The 2,694-nt window shown below is 69.6% G+C and carries 3 protein-coding genes; 1 reads left to right on the top strand and 2 read right to left on the bottom strand.

Going from position 1 to position 2,694, the window contains the following annotated elements; all coding sequences use genetic code 11:
• The first annotated feature begins 187 nt into the window (after window positions 1-187).
• Window positions 188-1,168 carry a PE-PPE domain-containing protein gene (locus tag ADBZ5U_RS14285; protein ID WP_526811276.1) on the top strand — a complete coding sequence of 327 codons (981 nt, stop codon included), beginning with the start codon at window positions 188-190 and terminating at the stop codon, window positions 1,166-1,168.
• 26 nt (window positions 1,169-1,194) lie between these two features.
• On the opposite strand, the gene ADBZ5U_RS14280 is transcribed toward ADBZ5U_RS14285, so the two are convergent.
• Both ADBZ5U_RS14280 and ADBZ5U_RS14275 read right to left on the bottom strand, forming a co-directional pair.
• Window positions 1,195-2,034: a YjiK family protein gene (locus ADBZ5U_RS14280; RefSeq protein ID WP_526811274.1), complete on the bottom strand. Its 840-nt coding sequence runs from the start codon at window positions 2,032-2,034 to the stop codon at window positions 1,195-1,197.
• Between the two features lie 97 nt (window positions 2,035-2,131).
• Window positions 2,132-2,494 carry a DUF952 domain-containing protein gene (locus ADBZ5U_RS14275; protein ID WP_526811272.1) on the bottom strand — a complete coding sequence of 121 codons (363 nt, stop codon included), beginning with the start codon at window positions 2,492-2,494 and terminating at the stop codon, window positions 2,132-2,134.
• Window positions 2,495-2,694 lie beyond the last annotated feature (200 nt).

Raw genomic sequence — 2,694 nt, 5'->3', positions numbered from 1 at the left:
AGCCCGAGCCCGAGACACCCGCCGTGGACCGGTCCCCGGCGGCCCAGCGGGGACCCGCACGGGCGGCGAAGGGCGCCGGCATCGGCAGTCGGTCCGGTGATGCCGTTCGCGGGCCGCGGCTTGCCGGTCCGTCCAACAAGCTCTCCCGCTCCCATAATTCCTAACCCCGCCCTCGAAGGGATCTGACATGCCCAGCATCACGCGCGCGATCGGCATCGCCGTCGTCACCACCGGCCTGGCGTTGGCGGCGGCCACGACCGCCGATGCCGCCAACAAGGTCCTTATGGTCAACGGCCTGGGCGCGGGAGACCTCAGCCCGCTGGCCATGGGCGCGATCCTCGGCGGCGCCTACGGCGGCAGCAACTATGTCCGGGAGAACGTGTCGTGGCCGGCGCAGGCCAAACCGGTCGTCGGCAAGAACTACACCCTGACCCAGTCAATCGACATCGGCGCGAAGAACCTCGACGCGGCGATCTCGAAGTCGCTGGCCAACGGCGACACCGTCACCGTCATCGGGCTGTCCGCCGGGGCACTGGTGGTCGACCAGCAGATCGCCAAGCTCGACGCGCAGGCAGTATCGCCAGACAAGAGCAAGCTCTCCTTCGTGGTGATCGCCGATTCGTCGCGCTGCAACTTCAACAAGAACCGCTACGACGCCACCATCGGCTACCAGTACAAGACTCCGGTGGAATCGAAATACAACGTCACGGTGGTGACCGGGCAGTACGACGGCTACGCGGACTTCCCGGACCGCCCCAACCCGACCGCGATCGCCAACGCGATGGCCGGCTCCCAGATCGTGCACATCCCGTCGATGCTCGCCCCGCTGAGCGCGGTGCCCAAGTCGAACATCACCGTCAAAACCAACCCCAAGGGTGGTGTCACGACGAGCTACCTCGTCCCCACCAAGACCCTTCCGCTGGTGACCCTGAACCCGAAGCTGGCGCCTCAGGAAGCCGCGCTGCGCAAGACCGTCGACTCGGCCTACATCCGTAACGACCCGAAAGCGGTCGCGGCTGCCGCTGAAGCTCCCGCCACGCAGGTCTCCGCACCGGCCGCGGCGGCCGCGCCGCGGCGGGCCGCACAGCCGGTGCGGGCGGCGGCGGGGAAGTCGGCCGGGGCCGTGAAAGCCGCGGCAGCGGGGCGGGCCGCGTCGGACGCCCGATAGCGCGGTAGCGGCGTAGCGGCGTAGCGCTACTCCAGCGGAATCTTCTCCATGCGCAGCAGATTGCGCCGTGGCGATTTGGTGTCCAGCCCAATCAGCGGGGTGCCGTCCGGAAGGATGATCAGTCCCTCCGGGTTGTCCGATCCGCCGCCGATTCGCCACACCGCGATCGCCTCGACGGTGCCGCCGCGCGGATCCAGCAGGTCCGGCAGCCGCGCGAGCGATGCGCCCTGATCCGACAGCAGGTACAACCGGCCGTCCGGGCCGACGGTCGCATCGCTGATGTCGGGAAGCTGCTTCTGCAGCTTCTCACCCAGCCACCACGTGGCCAGGACTGTCAGTGTGGCATCGCCCGGCAACGGCGGCACCGGCGCCCCGCCCCGGCGCCAGCCGGCCGGGGCGTCTCCGGGCGGGCCGAATTCCAGGATCGCCGGCGGGTCCTTCTCCTTGACCACGATCAGGTGGCCGCGTTCGGCCAGCAGCAGCGACTCCCCGCGTGACGAACGGTCGCCGAGCCATGCGTCCCGAAGCGGGTGGCCTTCCGGGACGTCCAGATGCACCTGGCCGAGCAGAGCCGGGCCGGCAAGGTCGATGTTCAACACCCGGGCGGGCTGTTCCTGCAGAACCAGGACGGTATCGGGGCCGGTCGGCGCGACGGCCTCGAATTGCGTCCCGCCGTCGGGGAGGTTCAGCCCCGACAGGTCGATGGCCCGCCACTGCAGCGGCCACGAAGCCACCGCGGCGGTGAAGATCGTCGGCTCCCGGTCGCCCACCGCGAGAACCTCGTCGCTCCCCATGGCGAACCCGGACAGCTCGCGCAGCGGGACATCGGCCACATCCAGGACATCGAGCTTCGGCGGCTTGCTCACGGCAAGAAGCCTATTTGGACAGGCGGCCGGGCGCCATGCCACCGTTGCGGAATGGGGGGGTTTCCGCAAAGCGCCCGGTGCCCGGCCACCGCCAAAGCTAACAGCCGGTCGACGGCGGCGGGACAATTGGGGGGAACCTGCCGTCCGGACCGGGTGGATACGGCCGGACGGCGACGACCGCGGCGGTCGGCAGGGCACCGTAGAGGTGCGGGAACAGCATGGATTCCGGATCGCCGGGGACGCCCGGCTCCCAGCGCAGCGGAGCGCCGAGCATGGCGGGATCGACGAAGAGCATGACGAGGTCGGTCCGGCCTGCGAACAGCCGGTTGGCCGGCAGATGGACCTGGTGCTGGGCGGACAGATGCACGAAGCCGGCCGCCGACAGGGACTCCGGGCGCACCTCCCCCGCCCGGTCGGCCGCGTCCCAGTCGGCTGTCGCACACAGGTGGACCAACCACATGCGACCATCGTGCCGGTCGGCCGACCGGCCGGGACGTACACGTTTGATTGTAGTGAGACACGACACACCATTCCGGCTGGGGAACAACCGCGCCGCGGGGAACGTCTGACACAGTAGAACCACCTCGGGTCGCCGCCGGGGCGCTGAGCACCTTTGGAGGAGCCCATGAACGCAACGCTGACCAGTCCGGAACTGACCAG

It is taken from the genome of Mycobacterium sp., assembly GCF_040398885.1.
Classification (GTDB): domain Bacteria; phylum Actinomycetota; class Actinomycetes; order Mycobacteriales; family Mycobacteriaceae; genus Mycobacterium.
This window is presented reverse-complemented; position numbering and strand designations above follow the sequence as displayed.